The 24162-nt window shown below is 69.8% G+C and carries 16 protein-coding genes; 9 read left to right on the top strand and 7 right to left on the bottom strand.

Features of this window, described 5'->3' with window-relative positions; genetic code table 11:
* The 6 genes from BM066_RS23665 to egtB form a co-directional block, all read left to right on the top strand.
* Positions 1 to 3699: hybrid sensor histidine kinase/response regulator (locus tag BM066_RS23665; RefSeq protein ID WP_089930774.1), on the top strand; the 3699-nt coding region annotated here is incomplete at its 5' end.
* A complete protein-coding gene (locus BM066_RS23670) occupies positions 3696 to 5735 on the top strand; it encodes a response regulator (RefSeq protein WP_018062563.1) in 2040 nt (679 codons plus the stop codon). The genes BM066_RS23665 and BM066_RS23670, both read left to right, overlap by 4 nt.
* Positions 5736 to 5843: 108 nt before the next feature.
* Positions 5844 to 6548, top strand: a complete 705-nt coding sequence (locus tag BM066_RS23675; RefSeq protein ID WP_018062562.1) for a glutathione S-transferase N-terminal domain-containing protein — start codon at positions 5844 to 5846, stop codon at positions 6546 to 6548.
* A 146-nt stretch (positions 6549 to 6694) separates the two neighbouring features.
* Positions 6695 to 11035 (top strand): PAS domain S-box protein, encoded by a 4341-nt coding sequence (locus tag BM066_RS23680; RefSeq protein WP_049801162.1) that lies wholly within the window; start codon positions 6695 to 6697, stop codon positions 11033 to 11035.
* Between the two features lies 1 nt (position 11036).
* A complete protein-coding gene (locus BM066_RS23685) occupies positions 11037 to 11495 on the top strand; it encodes a response regulator transcription factor (RefSeq protein ID WP_018062561.1) in 459 nt (152 codons plus the stop codon).
* Between the two features lie 149 nt (positions 11496 to 11644).
* Positions 11645 to 13816: an ergothioneine biosynthesis protein EgtB gene (gene egtB / locus BM066_RS23690; RefSeq protein WP_018062560.1), complete on the top strand. Its 2172-nt coding sequence runs from the start codon at positions 11645 to 11647 to the stop codon at positions 13814 to 13816.
* A gap of 67 nt (positions 13817 to 13883) precedes the next feature.
* Here the strand turns inward: egtB and BM066_RS23695 are convergent, their stop codons facing one another.
* Both BM066_RS23695 and BM066_RS26600 read right to left on the bottom strand, forming a co-directional pair.
* The gene (locus tag BM066_RS23695) at positions 13884 to 14093 is read right to left on the bottom strand and encodes a KGG domain-containing protein (RefSeq protein WP_018062559.1); all 210 of its coding nucleotides are present in this window, start codon (positions 14091 to 14093) and stop codon (positions 13884 to 13886) included.
* 9 nt (positions 14094 to 14102) lie between these two features.
* Positions 14103 to 14270 carry a hypothetical protein gene (locus BM066_RS26600; protein WP_018062558.1) on the bottom strand — a complete coding sequence of 56 codons (168 nt, stop codon included), beginning with the start codon at positions 14268 to 14270 and terminating at the stop codon, positions 14103 to 14105.
* Positions 14271 to 14384: 114 nt separating this feature from the next.
* Here BM066_RS26600 and BM066_RS23700 point away from each other — a divergent pair, with 114 nt between their 5' ends.
* Complete coding sequence (locus tag BM066_RS23700; RefSeq protein ID WP_026176648.1) at positions 14385 to 15056, top strand: DUF1345 domain-containing protein; 672 nt, start codon at positions 14385 to 14387, stop codon at positions 15054 to 15056.
* On the opposite strand, the gene BM066_RS26170 is transcribed toward BM066_RS23700, so the two are convergent.
* The 3 genes from BM066_RS26170 to BM066_RS23720 form a co-directional block, all read right to left on the bottom strand.
* Entirely contained in the window at positions 15053 to 15826 is a 774-nt protein-coding gene (locus BM066_RS26170) for an EF-hand domain-containing protein (protein ID WP_018062556.1), read from the bottom strand. The genes BM066_RS23700 and BM066_RS26170 overlap by 4 nt on opposite strands.
* Before the next feature lie 105 nt (positions 15827 to 15931).
* Positions 15932 to 17422: an ATP-binding protein gene (locus BM066_RS23715; RefSeq protein WP_018062555.1), complete on the bottom strand. Its 1491-nt coding sequence runs from the start codon at positions 17420 to 17422 to the stop codon at positions 15932 to 15934.
* Positions 17419 to 18201: a response regulator gene (locus tag BM066_RS23720; protein WP_018062554.1), complete on the bottom strand. Its 783-nt coding sequence runs from the start codon at positions 18199 to 18201 to the stop codon at positions 17419 to 17421. Before BM066_RS23720 ends, BM066_RS23715 begins: the two co-directional genes overlap by 4 nt.
* Before the next feature lie 106 nt (positions 18202 to 18307).
* Here BM066_RS23720 and BM066_RS23725 point away from each other — a divergent pair, with 106 nt between their 5' ends.
* Positions 18308 to 18739, top strand: a complete 432-nt coding sequence (locus BM066_RS23725; protein WP_018062553.1) for an EF-hand domain-containing protein — start codon at positions 18308 to 18310, stop codon at positions 18737 to 18739.
* A gap of 12 nt (positions 18740 to 18751) precedes the next feature.
* On the opposite strand, the gene BM066_RS23730 is transcribed toward BM066_RS23725, so the two are convergent.
* Complete coding sequence (locus tag BM066_RS23730; RefSeq protein ID WP_018062552.1) at positions 18752 to 19465, bottom strand: MBL fold metallo-hydrolase; 714 nt, start codon at positions 19463 to 19465, stop codon at positions 18752 to 18754.
* Positions 19466 to 19559: 94 nt separating this feature from the next.
* A complete protein-coding gene (locus BM066_RS23735; protein WP_026176647.1) occupies positions 19560 to 21143 on the bottom strand; it encodes an amino acid permease in 1584 nt (527 codons plus the stop codon).
* A gap of 273 nt (positions 21144 to 21416) precedes the next feature.
* On the opposite strand from BM066_RS23735, the gene hrpB reads away from it, so the two are divergent.
* On the top strand, positions 21417 to 23858 hold the full coding sequence (gene hrpB, locus BM066_RS23740; RefSeq protein WP_089930780.1) for an ATP-dependent helicase HrpB: 2442 nt from the start codon (positions 21417 to 21419) through the stop codon (positions 23856 to 23858).
* The last annotated feature ends 304 nt before the right edge of the window (positions 23859 to 24162 follow it).

Here is a 24162-nt window from a genome sequence, read left to right on the forward strand (position 1 = left end):
CGCGAAGTCGGCACCGAAGGCAAGCTGGGCGGCCAGGCCCAGGTGAAGGGCGTGGCCGGCACCTGGAAGGATTTGACCGACAACGTCAACTTCATGGCCGCCAACTTGACCGGCCAGGTGCGCAACATCGCCGACGTCACCACCGCCGTCGCCAAGGGCGACCTCAGCAAGAAGATCACCGTCGACGTGAAGGGCGAGATCCTGGAGCTGAAGTCGACCATCAACGTCATGGTGGACCAGCTGAACGGCTTCGCCTCGGAAGTGACCCGGGTGGCGCGCGAGGTCGGCACCGAAGGCAAGCTGGGGGGGCAGGCCCAGGTGCCCGGCGTGGCCGGCACCTGGAAGGACCTGACCGACAACGTTAACATGATGGCCGCCAACCTGACCGGCCAGGTGCGCAACATCGCCGACGTCGTCACCGCCGTCGCCCAGGGCAACCTCAAGCGCAAGCTGACCCTGGACGCCAAGGGCGAGATCGCCTCATTGGCCGACACCATCAACGGCATGATCGAGACCCTGGCCACCTTCGCCGACCAGGTGACCAACGTCGCCCGCGAAGTGGGCTCGGAAGGCAAGCTGGGCGGCCAAGCCCGGGTGCCCGGCGCCGCCGGCCTGTGGCGCGACCTGACCGACAACGTCAACGAGCTGGCCGCCAACCTGACCACCCAGGTCCGCGCCATCGCCGAGGTCTCCACCGCCGTGACCAAGGGCGACCTGACGCGGTCGATCACCGTGGAAGCCTCGGGCGAAGTCGCGGCCCTGAAGGACAACATCAACGAGATGATCCGGAACCTGAAGGATCAGACGTTGAAGAATACCGAGCAGGACTGGCTGAAGACCAACCTGGCCCGGTTCAGCCGCATGCTGCAGGGCGAACGCGACCTGTCGACCGTGTCGAACCTGGTGCTGTCGGAGCTGGCCCCGCTGATCAACGCCCAGCACGGGGTGTTCTACGTCTCGGACCACGATGTGAACGGCGAGCCGGTGCTGAACCTGGCCGCCAGCTACGCCTCCAACCCAGGCGACCGGCCGCCGTCACGGCTGCGTCAGCGCGAGGGCCTGATCGGCCAGTGCGCCGCCGAGCGCCAGCGCATCCTGCTGACCAACGTGCCGGCCGAATATATCAAGATCAGTTCGGGCCTCGGCGAGGCGGCGCCGCAGAACATCATCGTCCTGCCGGCCCTGTTCGAAGGCGAACTGAAGGCGGTGATCGAACTGGCCACCTTCGGCGCCTTCAACGAGACTCAGCAGGCCTTCCTCGACCAGCTGATGGAATCCATCGGCATCGTGCTGTCGACCATCGCCGCCAACATGCGCACCGAGGGCCTGCTCGAACAGTCGCAGCTGTTGACCGCCGAGCTCCAGGCCCAGCAGGAAGAGCTGAAGAAGACCAACGACCGCCTGGAGCTGCAGGCCGCGTCCCTGCGGCAGTCCGAAGAGCTGCTGCGCTCCAAGCAGGACGAACTGCAGCAGACCAACGCCGAGCTGGAGGACAAGGCGGTCCTGCTGTCGGCCCAGAACAAGCAGGTGGAGGCCAAGAACGCCGAGGTCGAGCAGGCCAAGGCGGCGTTGGAGGAAAAGGCCGAACAGCTGGCCCTGACCTCCAAGTACAAGTCCGAGTTCCTGGCCAATATGAGCCACGAGCTGCGCACGCCGCTCAACAGCCTGCTGATCCTGTCCAAGATGCTCAGCGAGAACGCGCAGGGGAACCTGAGCGCCAAGCAGGTGGAGTTCGCCCGCAACATCCACAGCGCCGGCGCCGACCTGCTGGGCCTGATCAACGACATCCTGGACCTGTCGAAGATCGAGAGCGGCACGGTCACCCTCGACATCGGCGAGATGTCGTTCGCGTCCCTGCGCGACCAGACCGACCGCACCTTCTCCCAGCTGGCCCAGGACAAGAAGCTGGACTTCTTCATCAACATCGACCCGGCCCTGCCGCGCTCGATGTACACCGACGACAAGCGCCTGCAGCAGGTGATCAAGAACCTGCTGTCCAACGCCTTCAAGTTCACCCAGGCCGGTTCGGTGCGCCTGACCATCGCCCGGGCCGAGGATGGCTGGGCCAGCGGCAACGACCACCTCAACAAGGCCGGCCAGGTGCTGGCCTTCTCGGTCGAGGACACCGGCATCGGCATCCCCGAGGACAAGCAGCGGATCATCTTCGAGGCCTTCCAGCAGGCCGACGGCACCACCAGCCGCAAGTACGGCGGTACGGGCCTGGGCCTGTCGATCAGTCGCGAGATCACCCGCCTGCTGGGCGGCGAGCTGCGGGTCGTTTCGACGCCAGGGCAGGGCAGCATCTTCACCCTCTACCTGCCGCTGAACTTCAGCCCGGCGGCCCAGTCCCAATCGATCCAGCCGCTGCGCCCCGCCACCTCGCCGGTCCAGACCTTCCGCCTGTCGACGACGGAGGCCGGGTCGGTCGAACCGGCCGAGACCGTGGTCGACGACCGTGAGCAGGTCGAGCCCGGCGACGCGGTGGTGCTGATCGTCGAGGACGACACCCGCTTCGCCTCGATCCTGCTGTCGCTGGTGCGCGACAGCGGCTTCAAGGGCGTGGTCACCGGCGAGGGCTCGGCCGTGCCGTCCCTGGCCCGGCGCTTCAGTCCAGACGCCATCATGCTGGACATCGGCCTGCCCGACATGGACGGCCTGGCCCTGTTGGACCTGCTCAAGCGCACGCCCGACACCCGCCACATCCCGGTCCAGGTGATCTCGGCCGACGACCACGGCGGGCTGGGCCTGTCGATGGGGGCCTTCGGCTTCACTAGCAAGCCGGTGGAACGCGAGGCTGTCGCCTCGACCCTGGAAAAGGTCAAGAAGCTGGTCGCCGAGACCGGCCGCGCCCCGATCCTGGTCGGCGGCCCGACTGGAGGCGGGGGCCAGGCGGCCGATACGCTGCGCGACACCATCGGCGCCGTGCAGGTCGCGGCGACCTTGGGGGACCTGCCGGACGAGGCTTTCAGGGGCGAGGGCGGCTGCCTGGTGATCGACGTCGGCTCGGGACCGGTCGGACCGTTCATCGACACCCTCAAGCAGCGCGGCGCGGCGTCGGGCGTGGCGGTGCTCTATGCGCCGGAAGAGCTGGACCTCGAAGAGGACCGCCGGCTGCGCCTGGCGGTGTTCTCCGGCTTGGCGCGGCTGGCGCGCACGCCCGAGCAACTGATCGACCACGTCACCATGTCGCTGCACGCGCCGCTGGATCGCCTGTCCCCGCCGGCCAAGGCGATGATCGCCCACAGCCGCCACGCCGACGCCGTCCTGACGGGCCTGACCGCGGTGGTGATCGACGACGACATCCGCAACATCTTCTCCCTGGCCAGCGCGCTGGAGGAGTACGGCATCGAGCTGCGCTACGCCGAAAGCGGCCGCGAAGGCCTGGAGCTGCTCGACGGCCTGCCGGAGGTGGATATGGTTCTGGTCGACATCATGATGCCCGACATGGACGGCTACGAGACCATGCGCGAGATCCGGGCCCGACCGCGCTTCTCCGATCTGCCGGTGATCGCCGTCACCGCCAAGGCGATGAAGGGCGACCGCCAGAAGTGCATCCAGGCGGGCGCGTCGGACTATGTGTCCAAGCCGGTGGATATCGACCAACTGATCTCGGTCCTACGGGTCTCGGTTCAGCGCACCGACGCCCAGCGCCTGGCCGGCGACAATGTCGTCACCATCCATAGCGCCGCAGCGCAATGAGCATACAGGCGGTCAAGCATCAGGTGGTTCCTCCGCCCGAGGATCGGCTCAGGACCCGGATCCTCATCGTCGACGACGATGAGCGCAACGCCTTCGCCGCGATCCAGGCCCTGGAAACCCTCGGCCAGGAGCTGGTGGTGGCCCGTTCGGGCGAGGAGGCCTTGCGGCATCTGCTGACCGACGACTTCGCGGTGATCCTGCTGGACCTGCACATGCCCGGCATGGACGGCTACGAGACGGCTGAACTGATCCGCCAGCGCCGTCGCAACCGCGACGTGCCCATCGTCTTCCTGACGGCCGTGTTCCGGGACGAGGCCCACATCTTCAAGGCCTATTCGGCGGGGGCCGTCGACGTGGTGTTCAAGCCGGTGGACCCGTTTATCCTGCGCTCGAAGGTGCAGGTGCTGGTCGACCTGCACATCAAGACCCTGGAGCTGGAGCAGCAATCGGAGAGCCGCCGCCTGCTGATCGAGGAGAACGCCCGTATCCATGCCGAGAAGCTGGCCGCCGAACGGGCTCTTCGCCGCACCCAGGAGCGCCAGGAGGCGATCCTGCGGGCCCTGCCGGTGGTCTTCCATTCGCGCACCGCCGACGCGCCCTACGAGCCGCTGTTCGTCGGCGGCAATGTCATGGAGCTGACCGGCTTCTCGGCCGAGGATTTCCTGGCCGCGGCCGATTTCGGCATCAGCCGGGTCCATCCCGACGACGTCGACATCGTCGCGCGCGCCCAGGCCGAGGCCCGCAGGTCCGGCGCCTATGCCTGCGAATACCGCTGGCGGCGCGCCGACGGGTCCTACCGCTCGCTGATCGACCAGGGCGTGCTGGCCCAGGACGAGGAGAGCGGCCGCCAGGTGGTGTTCGGCACGCTGCTGGACAACACTGAGCGCCGGGGCCTGGAAGAGCAGCTGAGCCACGCCCGCAAGATGGAGGCGGTGGGCCAGCTGACGGGCGGCGTCGCCCACGATTTCAACAACCTGCTGACCGTGGTGCTGGGCAATATCGAGCTGATCAAGCGGCGAACCGGCGACCAGCACGAACTGGCCCGGCAGATCGACGCGGTGCGTCTGGCGGCCGAAAAGGGCGGGGCGCTGACCCGCCAGTTGCTGGCGTTCTCACGCCGCCAGCGGTTGAATCCGCTGACCGTCGATCTCAACGCGCTGATCGCCGACTTCGCGCCGCTGCTGCGCCAGGCCGTTGGCGAGGCGGTGAGCATCGAGCTGAGCCTGGCGGCCGAGCCGCTGCCGGCCCATCTCGACCCCGCCCAGTTCGAGAGCGCCCTGCTGAACCTGGCGGTCAACGCCCGCGACGCGATGGAGGGCGGCGGGGTCCTGTCGATCGGCGCCTGCGCCGACGGCGGGGACGATTCCAGGATCCTGGTGACCGTGCGCGACACCGGCCAGGGCATGGACGTCGATGTCGCCTCGCGCATCTTCGAACCTTTCTTCACGACCAAGGAGATCGGCAAGGGGTCGGGGCTGGGGCTGTCCCAGGTCTACGGCTTCGTGCGGCAGTCGGGCGGCGAGATTTCGGTGAGCAGCGCGCCGGGACGGGGCGCTGCGTTCGAGATCTATCTGCCCCGGAGCCAGGCGGCGCTGAGCCCGCGCGGCGTCGGCGGCGAGACCGGCGAGACCGTGCGCGGTTCCGAGCGGGTGCTGGTCGTCGAGGACGATCCGGCGGTGCTGGCCATGGCGGTCGAGACGCTGGAGGGGCTGGGCTATCAGGTCGCCACCGCCGATACGGCCGCGGCGGCGTTGAAGCGCCTCAAGGGCCGCAAGGCGTTCGACCTGCTGTTCTCCGACGTGGTCATGCCGGGCGGGGTCAACGGCGTCCAGCTGGCCCACCTGGCGTTGCAGCAGCGGCCCGACCTCAAGATCCTGCTGACCTCCGGCTATGTGGGCGACGAGGCGGCGTCCTGGGCCAATGAATTTCCAATGATCGACAAGCCCTATCTGGGACCGGCCCTGGCGGCCAAGATCCGCGCCGTGCTGGACGCCGAAGTCCTGGCGACGGCACAGCCCAGGGCGCGGCAAGGCTAGACCGGGAGCGGTTTCCGCCAGAGCGCGCCTTGTCGCCGCGCCAGCCGAGACCATCTGACAAGCTCGGCCGCGCCGGCAGGGGCGGCCCTTTTGCTTGCGGAGCCGATCATGACCGACCTTTCAGCCTTCCCGATCACCCAGCGGTGGCCCGCCCAGCATCCCGACCGGCTGCAGCTGTACGGCCTGCCCACGCCCAACGGGGTCAAGGTGTCGATCATGCTGGAGGAGATCGGCCTGCCCTATGAGCCGCATCTGATCGACATCGGCCAGAACGAGACCTGGACGCCCGAGTTCCTGTCGCTGAACCCCAACGGCAAGATCCCGGCCATCATCGATCCCGACGGTCCGGGCGGAAAGCCGTTCGGCCTGTTCGAGTCCGGCGCGATCCTGGTCTATCTGGCGGAGAAGACCGGCAAGTTCCTGCCCGAGGATCCGGCCCAGCGCTACGAGACCCTGGCCTGGGTGTTCTTCCAGATGGCCGCGATCGGGCCGATGTTCGGCCAGGTCGGCTTCTTCCACAAGTTCGCCGGCCGCGAGTACGAGGACAAGCGTCCGCGAGATCGCTACGTCGCCGAATCCAAGCGCCTGCTGGGCGTGCTGGAAAGCCGCCTGGCGGATCGCGACTGGATCATGGGCGACGCCTACACGATCGCCGACATCGCCACCCTGGGCTGGGTGCGCAACCTGGTCGGCTTCTACGGCGCGGGCGATCTGGTCGACTACGCCAGCCTCAAGCACGTGCCGGCCTGGTTGGAGCGGGGCCTGGCCCGTCCGGCCGTCCAACGTGGGCTGGAGATTCCTCGGCGCCCTTAAGACCGCGCCTCGCCGCCACGCCGGGTTTCGATCCACTCGTTAGGCCGGCGTTGGCGGCCCAGGCCTTCCCCCGCGCCCGATTGTCGCGGCTGGCCTTAACCGCTTTGGGGGACCTCGCCGGCTAGGCTGCCGCGTCGGAGGTCTAGATGAACCACAAGGAAGCGAGGCGGATCCGGGCTCTGCGGGGCTATGGCGTCCTCGATACGTCGCCGGACGCCGCCTTCGACCGCGTGACCCAGTTGGCGTGCGACCTCTTCGACGCGCCCATCGCCCTGGTCTCGCTGGTCGACGAAACGCGGCAGTGGTTCAAGTCTCGCCAGGGCCTGGAGGCTTGCTCGACGGCGCGGGAACACGCGTTTTGCAGCCATGCGATCGAGCTGGATCCCGACGCGGTGATGATCGTCGAGGACGCGACGCTCGATCCCCGGTTCGTCGCCAATCCGCTGGTGGTCGGCGAACCGGGGATCCGCTTCTACGTCGGCGCCGTGCTGACCTCGCCCGAGGGCTGCAACCTCGGCGCCCTCTGCGTCATGGACGCCAAGCCTCGTCCGCGGCCCACCGAGCGCGAACTTGACCGCTTGCGGGCCTTGGCGCGGATCGTCGTCGACGAACTGGAGCAAACCCGTCTCAACCGGGTGCGCTGCGAACAGGCTCGCCTGCTGAAGCTGGCCGAGACCATGTCCGGTGTCGCGCACTGGCGATACGATGTCGTCAGTCGCGAGCTTTTCTGGTCGGACCTAGTCTACGACATTCACGGCGTCGACCGTCGAACCTATGTCCCCAGTCTCGAGAACGGCCTGGGAGTCTATCATCCCGAAGACCGCGACAGGGTCGGCGCCCAGCTGCTGCAGGCGGTGGCCACCAAGGAGACGTTCAGCTTCCAGGCCCGGATCGTCCGCGCGGACGGCGCGATCCGGATCGTCCAGTGCAAGGCCGGCTGCGAACTGGACGAACATGGCGAGGTTGTCGCGCTGATCGGCCTGTTCCAGGACGTCACCGACCAGGTCCGCAATCTGGAGGAGCTGACCGCCAGCGAGGCGCGCTACCGGCTCCTGGCCGAGAATTCGTCCGACGTCATCGTCCGCGCCGCTCTCGACGGCACGCTGCGCTACGTCTCGCCCGCCTGTCGGGCGATGGGCTACGAGCCCGAGGACCTTGTCGGCACGGCGGCCGATCGTCTGGTCCACCCGGACGATCGCGAGCGCTTCCTCGTCAACTGCGCCAAGCTCTATGCCGGCGAAACGCCCGATCCGTCCGCCAACCGGCAGCATCGCTACCGCACCGCGGACGGGCGCTGGGTCTGGTTCGAGGGCAATCCCCAGCTCGTCCGTGACGCCGAGGGCCGGGCGACCGAGATCGTCAACGTCTTCCGGGACGTCACTGAGCGGCGGGAGCTTCAGGAACGGGCCGAGCGCATGGCGCGCATGACGGCCCTGGCCGAGGAGGTCGCCGGCATCGGCTACTGGCGGATCGACGTCGCGACCGGCGAGGCGACCTGGTCGCCGCACGTGGCCACGCTTTGCGGCCTGGGCCCGAATCCTCGCCAGGAAGACTTCGCCGCGGCCGTCCACCCCGACGATCGACCGGCCCAGCAGGCCCGGCTCAAGGCCGCCCTCGAGGACGGCGTCGGCTGGAAGATGGCGGTCACCCGCATGGTCCTGCCCGACGGCGGGCTGCTTTACCTGGAAGGCCACGGCTATTGCGAGCGCGATGCGACGGGCCGGGTGATCGCCGTGTTCGGCACCGTCACGGACATTACCGCCCGGGTCACGGCGGAGGCCTCCCGCGCCGAGGACGAGGCCCGCTATCGCGCCCTCTCCGAACGCGCGCTGCTGGCCACGAAGGCCGGCCAGATCGGCGTCTGGGAGTGGAACGTCCAGACGGGCGCGCTGACCTGGGACGACCGAATGTACGCCCTCTACGGCCTGGCCTCCGGCGAGGCCCTGACCGCCGAGCGGTTCTATGCCTGCGTGCATCCCGCCGATCGCGCCGAGGAGCAGGCGCAGGCGCGGACCACCCTGACGGGCGACAAGCCCTATGACACCGAATTCAGGATCGTACGCCCCGATGGCGAGGTGCGGTGCGTCCGCGCCCAGGCGACGGTAGTGCGCGACGCCGACGGCGCGCCGGTCCGGCTGGTGGGCGTCAACTGGGACGTCACCGAGGTGCGCAACCTCGAACGTTCGCTGCGCGCCAGCGAAGACCGGGCGCGCAACATGATCGCCAACGCCCACCAGGCCATCGTCACCGCCGACGAGGCTGGCCGGATCACCGGCTGGAACCGCCACGCCGAGCTGACCTTCGGCTGGACCGCCGGGGAGGCGATCGGCGCCGACCTGGCGATGATGCTGCCCGAGGGCCATGCCGGCGTGGCCGCCTTCCTGGGCGGGCGCTTCGGCGACGATATCGACCAGCGCGTCGAAACGACCGCCCGGCGCAAGGACGGCTTCGAGATCCCGATCGAGCTGGCGGTCAGCGCGGTGCGCGACGCTGCGGGCTGGGAGCTGACCGCGCTGATGCAGGACATCAGCGAACGCAAGGAGCAGCTGGAGCTGTTCGAGAACGCCTTCGAGCACGCCCCGATCGGCGAATGCCTGGTTGGGCTCGACGGCTCGTTCCTGAAGGTCAATCCGACACTGTGCGAGATGGTCGGCTACAGCCGCGAGGAGCTGCTGGCCCTGAACTTCCAGGCGATCACCCACCCGGACGATCTGGACGCCGACCTCAGCCTGGTGGCCGATCTCTACAACGGCCGGATCACGACCTATCGGATGGACAAGCGCTACATCCGCAAGGACGGCTCGATCATCTGGATCCAGCTGGCGGTGTCGCGGGTCGACAATCCCGACGGTTCGCCGCGCCACTTCATCTCGCAGATCGAGGACCTGACCGCCCGGCGGGCGGCCGAGGCCGCGCTGAAGGACAGCGAGGCCCGCTACCGGCTGATGGCCGAGAACACCACCGACATGATCATGACGGCCGATCTGAGCGGAAGGGTCACCTTCGTCGCCGCGTCGTGCCGCACCTTGCTAGGCTACACGCCGGACGAGGTCATGGGCCGCAGCGCGCTGGAACTGGCCTATCCCGAGGATCGTCTGAGGGTCAAGCGGGTCTATCGCAACCTGACCAAGGGCCAGCAGGTCGAACGGGTGCGCTGGCGCGTGCCGCACAGGTCGGGCAAGCGGGACGTCTGGCTGGAATCGAACCCGTCCCTGCTGCGCGACCCGGCCACCGACGCCCCGGTCGGGTTCCTCGACGTGATCCGTGACGTGACCGCCCAGGTCGGCCAGGAGGAGGCCCTGGCGGCCGCCCGCGCCGAGGCCGAGGCGGCCGCCATGGTGAAAGGCGAGTTTATGGCCAATATGAGCCACGAGATTCGCACGCCGCTGACGGCCGTGATCGGTTTTTCGGGGCTGCTGGCCCAGCGCCCGGAGCTTGACGAGATTTCGCAACGGTACGTCCAGCGGGTGTCGAGCGCCGGCCAGGCGCTGCTGGCGATCGTCAACGACGTGCTCGACTTCTCCAAGCTCGAGGCGGGGCAGGTCGAGATCACGCCGCGCCCGGTCTCGCCCCTGGCGGTGGCCCAGGACGCCCTGGCCCTGTTCGCGCCCCAGGCCGACGCCAAGGGATTGTGGCTGGAATGCCAGGTCGAAGGCGAGCTGCCCGAGCGGGTCATGATCGATCCGGATCGCGTCCGCCAGGTGCTGCTCAACCTGGTGGGCAACGCGATCAAGTTCACCGAGCAGGGCGCGGTGCGGCTGTTCGTCGGGTATGACCCGTCGGCGGCGAGGCTGCGCATGCGGGTCGAGGACACCGGCGCGGGCATCAGCGCCGAGCAGCAGACCAAGCTCTTCCAGCGCTTCTCCCAGGTCGACGCCTCGTCGACCCGCAAGCACGGCGGGACCGGTCTGGGCCTGGCGATCTGCAAGGGCCTGACCGAGGCCATGGGCGGCGGCATCGCGGTCCGCAGCGTCCCGGGCGAGGGGACGGTGTTCAGCTTTCATATCGCCGCCCAGGTCGCCGTCGGCCGGGGCGGCGAGCTGCCCGCCGTCACGCCCGAAACGGCCGGCCGGAGCCTGGACGGGGTTCGAGTTCTGGTGGTCGACGACAATGGCGTCAACCGAGAGCTGGCCCGCACCGTTCTGGAGCACATGGGCGCCGAGGTGGCCGAGGCTGGGAGCGGTCGCGCTGCGATCGAGGCCGCCGCTGTCGAGCCGTTCGACTGCATCCTGATGGACCTGCGAATGCCCGAGGTCTCCGGACTCGACGCCCTGGGCGAGATCCGGGACATGCCGGGTCCCAATCAGGACGTGCCCATCCTGGCCTTCACGGCGGATTCGGACCTCCGGCTGCTGGGCGGCGATCACGGATTCGACGGCTTGGTGTCCAAGCCGATCAGGCCGGCGGACCTGGTCGACGCCGTGGACCGGTGCACGCGCTGGGACGGCGTCGACGACGACGATTCCCTCGATCTCGCGGAGGCGTGAGGTGGGGCGCACACGCGTTCTGGTCGTCGAGGACGACCAGATCATCCTGGATCTGATCACCACCCGTCTCGATATCGCGGGCTATGACACCTATTTCGCCCGCGACGGCTTCGAAGGCCTCAAACGCCTGCACGAGCTGCGGCCGTCGGCCTTGGTGCTGGACATCAACATGCCGCGGCTCGACGGCTTCGGCCTGTTGCGCAAGATGCGCCAGGAGGGGCTGAACGTCCCGACCATGGTGCTGACCGCCCGCAACCAGCCGGACGACGTCAGGCAGGCCATCACCCTGGGGGCACGGGACTTCCTGGCCAAGCCGTTCAAGGACGAGCAGCTGCTGCAGAGGGTCGGCCGGCTGCTGCGCCGGGCGCCGGGCAGGGCGGCCAAGGCGCCGCCGCCGGCTGAAAACCTTTCACCGGTCCCGCCGCTTGTCGACGCCGGGCCCGAACCGTTCCTGCTCTGATGGGGAGCAAGACGGATTCGTATTGTCTGTTCGCGTTCACTTTTTATTCTCGGCGCGGCTTGAACCGGGCGGGGGGAACACTCAAGTTGCTTATTCGTTGAGCTCATCGGGGCGGCAGGCTCCCCGACGCAGGGCCGCCAGGAGAGCGCATGAGTCCCGACGACACCCCCGCCCGGGAGGCCTCAGAGGTCCGCGCCATCGCTCTCGTCGATCGCTATCTGGCGGTCCGGCGGCGCACCGAGGCGCTGGCCGGGTCGCTCTCGCCCGAGGATCAAGGCGCGCAATCGATGCCCGACGCCAGCCCGGTCAAGTGGCACCGGGCCCACACCGCCTGGTTCTTCGAGACCTTCCTGCTGACGCCGTTCCTGCCCGGATATCGGGTGTTCGACCCGGCCTTCGCCTATCTGTTCAATTCCTATTACGAGGCCGTCGGACCGCGGCAGCCGCGACCCCAGCGCGGGCTGATCACCCGGCCGTCGGCCGACGAGGTCGGCGCCTATCGGGCCCATGTCGACGCGGCCATGGTCCGCCTGCTGACCACCGCGCCGACCGCCGAGGTGATCGAGCGCCTGGACCTCGGCCTGGCCCACGAGGAGCAGCACCAGGAACTGATCCTGATGGACGTGCTGCACCTGTTCGCCCAGTCGCCGTTGCAGCCGGCCTATCGCGAGGCGGCGCCCGCCCAGCGCCCGGCCGTCGCCGATACCCGCTACCTCGCCTTCGAGGGCGGCCTGGTCGAGATCGGCGACGACGGCCCGGGCTTCGCCTTCGACAATGAGCGGCCGCGCCACAAGGTCTATCTCCAGCCCTATCGGCTGGCCGACCGCCTAGTCACCAACGCCGAGTGGCTGGCCTTCATCGAGGACGGCGGCTATCGCCGCGCCGACCTCTGGCTCTCGGACGGCTGGGCCGCCGTCAACGCTGAGGGTTGGGAAGCGCCGCTCTACTGGCGGCGGGAGAACGACGGCGCCTGGACCATCATGACCCTGTCGGGCCGGCGGCCGCTCGATCCGCACGCGCCGGTCGGCCATGTCAGCTATTACGAGGCCGCCGCCTTCGCCGCTTGGTCCGGCCGCCGGCTGCCGACCGAGGCCGAGTGGGAAGCCGCGGTGAGCGCTCCGGAAGGACGGTCGCTGCGCCAGGCGTCCGACGAGGCCTGGCAATGGACCGCCAGCCCTTATGTCGCCTATCCGGGCTTCAAGCCGGGAGCCGGCGCGCTGGGCGAGTACAACGGCAAGTTCATGATCAATCAGATGGTCCTGCGGGGCGGGGCGGCCGAGACGCCGCCCGGCCACACGCGCTCGTCCTATCGCAACTTCTTCCACCCGGCCCAGCGCTGGGCGTTCACGGGGGTCCGCTTGGCTGACGACATGAGCGCGCTGGATCGCGAGGCGGCGACGCCGGCCTCGACCTTCCTGGACGACGCCCTGGCGGGCCTGACGGCCGATCGCAAGACGCTGCCGGCCAAGTACTTCTACGACGCCGAAGGCTCGCGCCTGTTTGAGGCGATCTGCGAGCTGCCGGAATATTATCCCACCCGCACCGAGACGGCGCTGCTGCGCCGGATCGCGCCGGAGATCGCCGCCCGAGTGATGGAGGGCGCGGCCCTGGTCGAGTTCGGCAGCGGGGCCAGCACCAAGACCCGCCTCCTGCTGGACGCCATGCCGCAGCTGGCGGTCTATGTGCCGATCGACATCAGCCGGTCGGCGCTGGACGAGGCCAGCGAGGCGCTGCGCCGCGACTATCCGGGCCTGGTCGTCGCCCCGCTGGTCGACGACTTCACGCGCGCGGTCCGACTGCCGGCGGCGGCGCGGGGACGGCCGGTGACCGGCTTCTTCCCGGGTTCGACGATCGGCAATTTTGCGCCGGCCGACGCCGAGGACTTCCTGCGTGGCGCGCATGGTCTGCTGGGCGACGGGGCGATGTTCGTGGTCGGGGTCGACATCGCCAAGAGCCCGGAGGTGCTGGTGCCGGCCTATGACGACGCCCAGGGCGTGACGGCGGCGTTCAACAAGAACGTCCTGGCGCGGATCAACGGCGAACTGGGCGGCGACTTCGACCTGGACGCCTTCGATCACCGGGCGATCTGGAACGCCGGCGAAAGCCGCATGGAGATGCACCTGGTCAGCCGCGTCGACCAGACGGCGCACCTGGCGGGACGGGAAATCCGCTTCGAGGCCGGCGAGACGATCCACACCGAGAATTCGTACAAGTACGCGCCGGAGATGTTCGTGGAGCTGGCCTGTCGCGCGGGCTGGAAGGTCGCGGCGCGCTGGATCAGCGACAGCCCGAGCTTCGGCGTCTTCGCCCTGGCCGGCTGAGGCGGGCGGCTTTCGTCATGGAGAAGAGAGCGGCCGCGGCCCGAGCAGGGCCGCGGCGCGCTTGGTATCAGGCGTCGCGCCCAGGCATCCGTCCGCCGCCGCGCGACGAGGAGCCGCCCTTGCGGCCCGCATTGGCCGCGAGGTCGCGGTCCTTCGCGAAGCTGCGCTTTTCGCTGGGAACGCTGGCCCCCCCTTTGCGCGCGATCTCGCGACGGCGTTCGGGGTCCATGGCGGCGAAGCCTCGGCGGCCGCGGGGCCGTTCGGTGTCGAGGTCCATAGGTTGCTCCTAATCGGGACTGGTCACGGGGGGGAACGGCGTGGCGGAGCGGTCATAGGGCCGGTCGTCGCCCGGTTGCACCGGCGGCTGGCGCATCGGCTCTTCGTCGGGCGTGGAGCCCGGGTCGTAGTCGGGTTGCGTCGGCTCGATCGGCGGCGGGGCGTCGGGGTCGGTCATGGCGTCTTTCACGTGTTCCGGTGAAGTAACCAGTGAAGTCGCGTTCGGTTCACCCAACAGGCGAGACAAAATTGCAGAGTTTGGTGTTAACCCTGCTGGAGCAAGGTGAACGGCATGACCAAAGTCCGCGTGAAAAAACCTGAAAGCACAGCAATATCACGGCATTGGCGGCTCTGGGCCGCCGTCGTGGCCGGGGTCCTGGGGTGGCTGGCGGCCCGTCATCTAAATGCGCCGGTCAGCAGCCATATTCTGATTGGCTGGGACGTCTGCGCCCTCGTCTATGTCGTCACCACCTGGCGTCTCTTCCTGACGGCGGATGAGGCCGAGGTGCGTCGTCGGGCCGCCGCCGAGGACGAGAAGCCGTCCGGGATTCTACTGCTGGTGTTGGCCGCCATCCTGTCCAGCCTGGTCGCTGTCGTGGTCGCGATGCTGAACGCGCGATCGGCGGGACCGGAGATCAAGACGACCACCGCCGCCTGCGCCGGGGTTACCCTGGTGCTGTCCTGGGTGGTTCTGCATTCGGTGTTCACGTTGCACTACGCCCATCGCCACTTCGGCAGCGGAACGGACAAGCCCGGCTTTCTGTTCCCGGGCGAGCCGGCCAGCACCTATCTCGACTTCGTCTACCTAGCCTTCAGCATCGGGGCGACGTTCCAGGTGTCGGACAACAATGTGCTGACGTCCAGGCTGCGCAACCTCGTCACCGCCCAGGCGGTCTGCGCCTATTTCTACAACACCGCGGTCCTGGCTCTGGGGATCAACATCATCGCCAGCTTGGTAGGCTAGCGTCGTCCGTCGCCGCGGGGACCCTCCAGACGGGCCTGGAGCGGGGTCGGGGGCAGTTCGGCCAGGCGCAGCTTGCCGTCGCCGTCCTTGTCGAGCAGGGCGAAGCGGGCCTTGGCCGCCTTGACCGCCTCCGCCCGGGTGATGCGACGGTCGAAGTCGCCGTCCGACGCCATGACCGGTTCGGGTTCGGCCAGCAGGCTGTAGGGCGTGGCGCCCTGCAGCATGCCGCCCATCAGTCCGCCGCCGCGCTTGCCGCCGCCACCGCCGGGAGGACCACCGCCGCCGTGTCGACCGCCGCCGTGGCCGCCTGGACCGCCCTGGCCGCGCATGCTCGGACCCTCGCCGCCGCCCTGGAAGCCTTGCAGGATCTCGGGCGCGACCTGGGTCTCGTAGGCCGAGACCTCGAAACCGTCGACGACGCCGTTGTGGTCTCCGTCGATCCTGTCGAAGAAGCGCAGGGCGTCGGCGACGAACTCGTCGCGCGTCAGGACGCCGTCATGATCGGCGTCGGCGCCGGCGAACCAGGCGGCGACGGGGTAGGGTGCGCCGGGCTCGGCGCGGAACGGCTCGCCCGCCGGGCTGATGAACAGGCTGCGGCGCGGCTGGCGCGGCGATCCGCCTGGCTCGCCCTCGCCGGGCGGGCGGGGACGCGGCGCCTTGCCCCAGTCGCCGCGCGGGCCGTCCTGCGGCGGGCCTGACGCGCAGGCGACCAGGCACAGAGCGGCGAACATCAGGATGCAGGTGGCTCGAAAGCGGCTGAAGGTTTGCATCCCTTGATCAAGCCCGTCGGCATGTCGCGCGTATGGCGCAGCTTTTGCGGGGGCGCAACAAATCGGCGGCTTCCTTGTCGGTCGCGTATCCGGGCGCCTTCATGGCTAGAACGGCAGCTCGACCCGGGCGCGCAGTCCGCCTTCGGGACGATTGTGCAAGGTCACGTCGCCGCCGTGGGCGCGGGCCACCGAGCGGACGACGGCCAGGCCCAGCCCGATCCCGCCGGTCTCGCGGTTACGCGACGGCTCGCTGCGGAAGAAGGGCTCGAACACGCGATCCAGTTCGGCCGGGACGATGCCGGGGCCGTTGTCGTCGATCTCGATCACCGCCAGGCGGCCCTCGGCGCGGACCCGGCCCTGCACGGCGCCGCCGTATTTGAGGCCGTTCTCGACCAGGTTGGTCAGCAGACGGCGCAGGGCGACGGGATCGCCGTCGATGATGATCTTCTCACCCAGCTCCACCGACGCCTGGCCGCCGGTCTCGGCCGCCTCGTCGATGATGCTTTCCAGCAGCGAGGCCAGCTCCAGCCGGGTGCGTTCGGCCGGGCGGGTGGTGTCGCGCACGAAGGCCATGGTGGCGGCGATCATCGCCTCCATCTGGTCGATGTCGGACGCCAGCTTGGCGCGAACGTCGTCGGGCACGGCCTCGATCCGGAAGCGCAGGCGGGTCAGGGGAGTGCGCAGGTCGTGGGCCACCGCGCCGATCATCGCCGTGCGGTCCTCGACATAGCGGCGCAGGCGCTCCTGCATCATGTTGAAGGCGTTGGCGGCGGCGATCACCTCGGCCGACCCTTTCAGGTCCAGCGGCGCGGCGCGTGGATCGCGGCCCAGCCGCTCAGCGGCGCCGGCGAAGGCGCTGATCGGGCCCGACAGCCGGCGGGCGAACAGCCAGGCCAGGGGCGAGACGCACAGCACCGACAGGGCCAGGATCAGCAGGATCCGCTGCTGCCAGCTGTCGAAGCGAATGGCCGGCTTGGGTTCGATGACCGTCCAGCGGCCGTTGTTCTGATGAATGGCGACCTTGAAGTCGCCGACGATGAACGGCTCGTCGTGCGGCCCGTCGAGGCGTAACGCCCGAGGCGGGCCGCCAAAGCCGTCGGGCGGGCCACCCGGGCCGCCGGGGCCGCCAAGGCGTCCCGGACCGTTGTCGCCCCGCGGACTGCCGGGCCCGCCCAGCACGTCCCGCAGCCGGCGCTCCCGCGGCAGGTCCTGGACGAAGGTGCGTTTCTGAGCGCGAACGAAGAAGCGCGGGCCGGTGTCGACGTCCATCTCGATCCGGGCCGGATCGACCCCGATCTCGCGGGCCAGGGCGGTCTTGAACTCGGCGCGGCGGCGGTTGTCGACCAGGCCCCGGATCGGGCTGGCGTGGCGGCGGATCAGCAGGAGGCGGCCGTCGCGCGGCTGGACCGTCGCGCCGCTCTTGATGGTGCGGGCGATCTCGCTCAGGCGATAGATCTCGGGCGGCGGCGGCGGCAGGTTGAAGACCACGGCGATGGCGATCAACTGCGCCGCCACCAGGGTCACGATGACCAGGCCCAGGGCCTGGACGAACAGCGGCGCGCTGCCCGGACCCGTCACCCGAACGCGTTCGGTCATGGGGTGCGGGTGACCTTGGACGTGAACATGTAGCCTTCGCTGCGGATGGTGCGGATCAGCTCGCCGCCGCCGCCGTCGTCGAGCTTGCGGCGCAGGCGGCTGATCTGGACGTCGATGGCCCGGTCATAGGCGTCGCTTTCACGGCCCCGGGCCAGGTCCAGCAGCTGGTCGCGGGTCAGCACCCGTTGCGGTCGCTCGACGAAGGCGCGCAGCAGCGAGAACTCGCCGCTCGACAGGTTGACCACCACGGACTGCGGCGAGCGCAGTTCGCGGCGCACCAGGTCCAGGCGCCAGCCGGCGAACTCGCAGGCCGCGCCCATGCCGTCGTCGACCGCGCGCGGCTCCTGCCGGCGGCGCAGCACGGCGCGGATGCGGGCCAGCAGTTCGCGCGGATTGCACGGCTTGGGCAGGTAGTCGTCGGCGCCTAGCTCGAGCCCGACGATGCGGTCGGTCTCCTCGCCCATGGCCGACAGCATGATGATCGCTGGACCGTCGGTGGCCGACAGGCGGCGGCAGATGGCCAGGCCGTCCTCGCCCGGCAGCATGATGTCCAGCACCACCAGGTCGACCGGGCCGCGGGCCAGGGCCTGCTCCATGGTCCGCGAGTCGGAGGCGGTGTCGATGGTGTAGCCGTGGCGGCCCAGGAAGTCGGCCACGACGTCGCGGATGCCCGGGTCGTCGTCGACGATCAGAATGCGGGCGCCGCGCGCCGGATCGGTGTTCTGGCCGGGCGTGGAGACGGCGGCGGAGGCCGTCGCGGGATCTTGCGAACTTTCCATGACTTGCTCTTTCCACGCCCCCGTCTCCAGCAGATTTCACGCCTGCAACAGGGACGCAACCCGCGCATGCGACCAATCCCCGCAATTGTCGCTTTGGAGACAGCCCATGTCCCGCCTCTTGCCGACGGCCCTGGCCGTCCTTTCCCTCGCCGCCGTCGCCGGCATGGCCCACGCCCAGGGACCGCGCGGAAACCAGGACGCCAACGGCGACGGCGTGATCAGCGCCCAGGAGTTCGAGGACGCCGCCAGAGCGCGGTTCCAGCGCCTGGACGCCAATCATGACGGCGTGATCGACGCCGAGGAACTGGCCGCGATCCAGAAGCGGATGGAGGCGCGTCGCGCCGAGCATCCCGAGGCGGGCCGGGGTCCCGGCGGCGGAGCCGGCGCCTTGGCGGCGATGGACGCCGATCATGACGGCAAAATCACCGAGGCCGAGGCCCTGGCCGCCAGCAAGGCCCGCTTCGCCGCCTTGGACGCCGACAAGGACGGCGTGCTGAGCCCGGCCGAACAACCCGTCCGGCGCGGCTCGCCGAACTAGAACTAGCGTCCGCTAGCCCGGCGAGCGGTTGATCGGCGCCTCATAGGCCGGACCCTGGGCGGTCATCGCCGCGATGGCCCGGTCGCCGACGAACGGGTTGGATCGCCGCTCGGCGCCGAAGGTCGACATCGGGCCGTGGCCCGGCACGAACTGGACGTCGTCGCCCAGCGGCCACAGCTTGCCGGTGATGGCGTCCAGCAGGTCCTGGTGGTTGCCGCGCGGGAAGTCGGTGCGGCCGATCGAGCCCTTGAACAGCACGTCCCCGACCTGGGCGAAGCGCGCCTGGCGGTGGAAGAAGATCACGTGGCCCGGCGTGTGGCCGGGGCAGTGCAGCACCTCGAACTGGGTCTCGCCCAGGGTGACCACGTCGCCGTCGTCCAGCCAGCGGTCGGTGACGAAGATTCGCGCCTCCGGGATCCCGTACATTTCGCCGGTCTCCTGGATGCGGTCGATCCAGAACTGGTCGTCCTTGTGCGGACCCTCGATCGGGACGCCGGTCAGGCGCTTGAGCTCGGCCGCGCCGCCGGCGTGGTCCATGTGGCCGTGGGTGATCCAGATCTTCTCCAGGGTCAGGCCCTGGTCCTCGATGGCCTTCATCAGGCGCGGGATTTCGCCGCCCGGGTCGATCACCGCGGCCTTCTTGGTCTTGGCGCACCAGACGATCGTGCAGTTCTGCTGCAGCGGGGTGACCGGCGCGATGACGGCGCGGATCGGCATCTCGGCCATGCCCAGGTCCCTTCTTAAGCGGCTCCAACGAAAACGGGCGGAGACCCGAGGATCCCCGCCCGTCGACCTAAGCCTTATCGGCCCAGGATCAAGACTAATCCGCGCCGGGCAGGCCGGTGGGCGGGGCGTCGGGATCCAGTTCGTGGACCTCGCCGACCAGACCGCGGCCGACATGGCTCTTGCGGAAGCCGTAGGCGAAATAGATCACCAGCCCCAGGGCGCCCCAGATCGGCAGCACCAGGATCGATTCCAGCGGCAGGTTGAGATAGAGGAAGGCGCAGCCGGCCAGGGCGATCGGAGCCACGAGCCAGATCGCCGGCGTCCTGAACGGACGCGGACGATGGGGGTCCTTCACCCGCAGCACCATCACCGCGATCGCCACCATGAAGAAGGCGAACAGCGTGCCGGAGTTGGAGATGTCGGCCAGCTGACCGACCGGGAAGAAGGCGGCGGCGATCGCCACGAACAGGCCGGTGACGATCGTGACGATGTGCGGCGTCTTCCACTTGGGGTGGATGGTGGCCAGCTTGTCCGGCAGCAGGCCGTCGCGGGCCATCACGAAGAAGATCCGGGTCTGGCCGTAGATCATCATCAGGATGACCGAGGGCAGGGCCAGATTGGCGGCCAGGCCCAGCAGATAGCCGGCGAGCGGGAAGTTGATCTGGCGCAGCACGTGGGCCAGGGCTTCGTTGGAGCAGACCAGCTGGTTGGCGTTGGCGGCCAGGTGACAGGCGGCCTGGAAGCCGGCCGAACCAGGCTGCACGGCTTGGCCCTCCGGGCCGATGACGGGCTGGGCGCCGATGGCGCCGACCGCGCCAGCCGCGACCAGCAGATAGAAGATGGTGCAGATCCCCAGGCTGCCGATCAGGCCGATGGGAACGTTGCGCTGCGGGTTCTTGGTTTCTTCGGCGGCCGTGGAGACCGCGTCGAAGCCGACATAGGCGAAGAAGATCGAGGCCGCGGCCCCGAACACGCCCATGCCCGTCGTCCCGTGCGGGCCGAACCAGCCGTTGGGGGTGAAGGGCGCGAAGTTGCCGCTCTTCATCAAGGGAAGGGTCAGGATGACGAAGACGGTCAGCGCCGTGACCTTGATCGCCACCAGGGCGGCGTTGACGGTGGCGCTTTCGGTCGTGCCGATGACCAGCAGGGTCGTCACGGCCAGGGCCACCACGATGGCCGGGATGTTGACGATCCCGTGGCTGAAGTCGGCGACCGGCACGAAGCCGTTGAGCGACCAGGCTGGACCGGCTCTCAAGGCGTCGGGCCAATGGAAGTTCAGGGCGTGCTCGATCATGCCGAGGAAGTAGCCGGACCAGCCCACCGATACGGCGCTGGCCGCCACGGCGTATTCCAGGATCAGGGCCCAGCCGACCATCCAGGCCAGCAATTCGCCCATCACGGCGTAGGTGTAGGTGTAGGCTGAGCCCGACACCGGCACCATCGAGGCCAGTTCCGAATAGCAGAGCGCGGCGAAGGCGCAGACGGCGCCGGCGATCACGAAGCTCAGCATCATGCCCGGGCCGGCTTTTTGCGAGGCGGCGGCGGTCAGGACGAAGATGCCCGTGCCGATGATCGCGCCCACGCCCAGCAGGGTGAGCTGAATGGGGCCGAGCGAGCGATGCAGCGACTTCTTCTCGGCCGTTGCTAGAATCGCATCCAGTGACTTAACGCGCCACATATTTCCTCCAGAGACCCGCGGCCACCCCCGGGGGCCGCGTAGATAAATTTTGCGGACCGTGGCCCGGTTAACGGGACGCGGTCAAGGTAAAGCGGAGGGCGTGCGTAATTGTTCGCCCCGCTGTGCGCAATATGAGCCAGGGTCTGCCGGGCCGATGTTGCGTTGCAGCACGCTTCCTGACCGTTGCTGCCTCAGGGTTAGGCGCTCGCCGGGAGACCCGGGATCCGTGGCCGGCGCTTGGCGATTTCCGGCTGCGCCCTTAAACCCCGGCGCGTGACCCTTCCGATCCACGAAGCCCTGCCGGCCCTGAAATCCGCGCTCGCCGGACGCGAGGCCGCCGTGCTGGTCGCGCCGCCCGGCGCGGGCAAGACCACGGTCGTGCCGCTGGCCCTGCTGGACCAGGCCTGGGTGGGCGACGGCAAGATCGTCATGCTGGAGCCGCGCCGCCTGGCGGCCCGGGCCGCGGCCTCGCGCATGGCCCAGGGCCTGGGCGAGAGCGTCGGCGAGACGGTGGGGTTCCGGGTCAGGCTGCAGTCGAAGGTCTCGGCCCGGACCCGGGTCGAGGTGGTGACCGAGGGCGTGTTCACCCGGATGATTCTCGACGATCCGGGCCTGGACGGCGTGGCGGCGGTGATCTTCGACGAGTTCCACGAGCGCAGCCTGGACGCCGACCTGGGCCTGGCCCTGGCCCGCGACGCACAGGGCCTGGTGCGCGAGGACCTGAAGATCCTGGTGATGTCGGCCACCCTGGACGGAGCGCGGATCTCGGCCCTGCTGGGTGAGGCGCCGGTCGTCGAGAGCCAGGGGCGGATGTTCCCGGTCGACACCCGCTATCTGGGCCGCGACGACCGCCAGCGGCTGGAGGAGCGCGTGGTCCGCGCCGTCGAGCGGGCCTTGGCCGAGGAGGGCGGCAGTCTGCTGGTCTTCCTGCCGGGCCAGGGCGAGATCCGGCGCGTCGAGACCCTGTTGCGCGAGCGGTTGCGGCGGCCCGAGGTCGATGTCGCGCCGCTGTACGGCGCGCTGGAGCCGGCCGAACAGGACCGTGCCGTGGCCCCCGCCGCGCCGGGGCGGCGCAAGGTGGTGCTGGCCACCTCGATCGCCGAGACCAGCCTGACCATCGAGGGCGTGCGGGTGGTGATCGACTGCGGCCTGGCCCGCGTGCCGCGCTTCGACCCGTCCAGCGGCCTGACCCGGCTGGAGACCGTGCGCGTCAGCCGCGCCGCCGCCGACCAGCGCCGGGGCCGGGCCGGCCGCACCGAGCCGGGCGTCTGCTACCGCCTGTGGGACGAGCCGGAGACCCGGGCCCTGCCGGCCTTCGCCCGGCCCGAGATCCTGGAGGCCGACCTGTCGCGCCTGGCCCTGGACCTGGCCCGGTGGGGCGCGCGGGACGCCGGCGGCCTGGCCTTCCTCGACAAGCCGCCGGCCGCCGCCTTCTCCGAGGCCCGGATCCTGCTCAATCGCCTGCAGGCCCTGGACGGGCAGGGCGGCCTGACCGCCCATGGCCGGGCCCTGGCCGACATGCCGCTGGCCCCGCGCCTGGCCCACATGGTGGTGCGGGCCGCCGCCTCCGGCCAGGCCGCGCGGGGCGCGAAGGTCGCCGCCGTGCTCAGCGAGCAGGGCCTGGGCGGCCGCGATGTCGACCTGCGCCACCGGCTGGAGAGTTTCGACCGCGACCGCTCGCCAAGGGCGCGGGATGCTCGCACGCTGTCGGAGCGCTGGGCCCGCGGCGCCGGCCGGGCGTCCGGCGCCGCGCCGCTGGACGACGCCCTGCTGCTGGCCGAGGCCTATCCGGAGCGGGTGGCCCGGGCGCGGGGCAAGCCCGGCGAATATCAGCTGGCCGGCGGGCGCGGGGTCTATCTGGAGCCGACCGACGCCCTGGCCCGCGAGACCTGGCTGGCCGTGGGCGAGCTGGGCGGCGGCGAGGCCCGCGACCGCATCCTGCTGGCCGCGCCGCTGGACGAGGCCGCCCTGCGCGAGGCCTTCGCCGACCGGCTGGTCGCCGAGGACCGGCTGGAGCCCGACGCCAAGGGCAAGATCCGGGCCCGCCGCCTGCTGCGCCTGGGCCGGCTGGTGGTCGAGGAGCGGCTGCTGGACAAGGTCGATCCGGGCCTGGTGGCCAGGGCCCTGCTGGACCAGGTGAGCCGCGAAGGCCTGTCGGCCGTGCCGCTGGGCGAGGGCGCCCAGGCCCTGCGCCGCCGGGTGGCCTTCCTGCGGGACCGCGACGCCGCGACCTGGCCGGACCTGTCGGACGCGGCCCTGCTGGCGCGCCTGCCGGAGTGGCTGGAGCCGCTGCTGGCCGGCCGCTCGGCCTTGAGCCAGCTGGGCGACGGGGCCTTGACCGACGCGATCCGCGCCCTGGTCCCCTGGGACCTGCACCGCCGGCTCGACGCCGAGGCCCCGGCCCGGTTCACCGCCCCGACGGGCTCCAGCTTCGCCATCGACTACGCCGCCGACGGCGGGCCTCGTGTCGACGTGCGGGTGCAGGAGCTGTTCGGCCTGACGGCGCATCCGACGGTCGGCGGCGCGCCGCTGGTGCTGGCCCTGCTGTCGCCGGGCCACAAGCCGATCCAGATCACGCGCGACCTGCCGGGCTTCTGGAAGGGCTCGTGGCGCGAGGTGCGCACGGAGATGAAGGGGCGCTATCCGCGGCATGTCTGGCCGGACGATCCGGCGGCGGCCGCGCCGACGACGCGGGCCAAGCCTCGGGGGACGTGAGCGCCGCACGGCCCCCTCCGGCCCTCCGGGCCACCTCCCCCAGAGGGGGAGGATCTATGAACGCCGCGCCAGATGCTCCCCCTTTGGGGGAGCTGTCGCGGAGCGACTGAGGGGGCCTTTCGCAGGCGCGATTTCGCGCTCACGCGCCGAAGCTGCGATGGGATGGGGAGGGGTGCGAAGCGCCCGGGCCTCGCCCGGAACAGCTTTGATGTTGATACCGTTTCGACGAAGTCAGGCGCTTCGCGTGGAGCCGTTATCCGCAAGGCCGGGGCGCGCGGGCCTTTTCCGCCCTTCACCCCACCCG

Origin of the sequence: Caulobacter sp. UNC279MFTsu5.1, from assembly GCF_900114015.1 — a bacterium.
In the GTDB taxonomy this organism is placed as follows: Bacteria; Pseudomonadota; Alphaproteobacteria; order Caulobacterales; family Caulobacteraceae; genus Caulobacter.